At 72.9% G+C, this 1618-nt stretch carries 2 protein-coding genes and 1 pseudogene; 2 read left to right on the forward strand and 1 reads right to left on the reverse strand.

All coding sequences use genetic code 11. The features are described 5' to 3' along the window. Positions 1-823 (forward strand): vWA domain-containing protein (locus tag x551_RS23840; protein ID WP_152543633.1); only part of this gene is annotated, 823 nt, incomplete at its 5' end. Positions 824-943: 120 nt separating this feature from the next. Next, on the forward strand, positions 944-1288 hold the full coding sequence (locus tag x551_RS21920) for an Ig-like domain-containing protein (protein ID WP_161728127.1): 345 nt from the start codon (positions 944-946) through the stop codon (positions 1286-1288). Positions 1289-1356: 68 nt separating this feature from the next. Here the strand turns inward: x551_RS21920 and x551_RS24790 are convergent. Beyond that, a pseudogene (locus x551_RS24790) lies at positions 1357-1618 on the reverse strand (HRDC domain-containing protein); the annotation flags it as partial.

Below are 1618 nucleotides of genomic sequence, written 5' to 3' on the forward strand. Positions count from 1 at the left end.
CGCCGGCGGCCAGGTGTGGCTGCATCCGGGCGTGATGCCGGGCAGCGCGCCGGCGCTGATGGAGGTGCAGGTGCGCAAGGGCGGCACCGTGGGCCGCGCGCTGCTGCAGCGTGGCCAGCGCGATGCGCTGCAGGTCCGGCTGGACCGCGACCTGCCGCTGCAGCGTGCCCGACTCGACCTGGTGTTCCTGGTCGACGCCACCGGCTCGATGGCCGACGAGATCGACAAGCTCAAGCGTTCGATGCGCTCGATGGCCGACCAGATCGCGCGCCTGCCGAGCCGTCCCGACACCTGCTTCGCGCTGGTGGCCTACCGCGACCGCGGCGACGCGTTCTTCGTGCGCGCGCACGACTTCGGCAAGGACCTCGACGCCTTCCAGCGCAGCCTCGGCGCGCTGCAGGCCGGCGGCGGCGGCGACTATCCCGAAGCGCTGAACGAGGCGCTGCACACCGCGGTGCACCGGCTGTCCTGGCGCGGCGACGGCGCCACGCGGCTGGTGGTGCTGGTGGCCGATGCGCCGCCCCACCTCGACTACGGCGCGCCGTACTACGACGACGACATGCAGGGCGCGCTGGCGCGCGGCATCAAGCTGTTCGCGGTCGGTGCCAGCGGACTCGACCCGACCGGCGAGTACGTGTTCCGCCAGGCCGCGCAATACACCGGTGGCCGGTTCGTGTTCCTCACCTATGCGAAGGCCGACGACCCGTCCAGCGGTCCGGGCCGCGAGACGGCGCACGACGTGGGCAACTACTCGGTCGAGTCGCTCGACCGGCTGGTGGTGCGGCTGGTGCGGGAAGAACTGGCGCGGCGGCCGGCCGGTTGACGGTCGAGCACCGGCAACGACCCTTCGGGTTGATCGGCCCCGGGCCTCGCGCTAGGCTGCGGGATGATCTCCTTCCTCTCGGCATGTGCAAGGCGCCGCGGCGCCGCCCTGTTCGCGGTCGTGGCACTCGCCGGATGCGGCGGCAGCGTGTCGCTGGGCTTCGGTTTCGGCGATGACGACCGGCCCAGCGCGTCGCTGGCCGTGTCGCCCACCAGCGCGGCGCCCGGCGACACCTTGCGCCTGGTGGCCGCGGCAAGCGACGACTATGGCGTCGACTTCGTCGAGTTCTACCGGATCGACGGCAGCGGCTCCACGCTGCTGGGCTTCGACGGGCTGCCGCCCTACCAGCTCGACACCACGGTGCCCGCCAACGCGGCCGGCAGCGTGCAGTACTTCGCCCGTGCGGTCGATGGCGGCGGGCAGCGTGGCGACAGTGCGGTCGTGTCGGTCGGCATCGGTCCCTGAGCGGGGCGTCGTCGACGAGAGACGATCGGGAGACGGAGACGCTGCAGCTGCCGGCCTCGTGCCGACGCTCAGCGCCCCGCGTCCAGCACCCGCAGGATCTCGCGCCCGTAGGCCTCGAGCTTCTTCGCGCCGACCCCGCTGACCTCGCCCAGGTCGCCCAGCGTGGCCGGCGCACGGCGCGCCATCTCGGCCAGCGTGGCGTTCGAGAAGATGATGTAGGTGGCAGGTTGTGCTCACGCGCCACCTCGCCGCGCCAGGCGCGCAAGGCCTCGAAGCGAACCTGCGCGGCGGCGTCAGGTCGGCTGGCGCGCCGCTGCCCTTCGCACCCCG

It is taken from the genome of Methylibium sp. T29 (assembly GCF_000576205.1).
GTDB classification, from domain to species: domain Bacteria; phylum Pseudomonadota; class Gammaproteobacteria; order Burkholderiales; family Burkholderiaceae_C; genus Methylibium; species Methylibium petroleiphilum.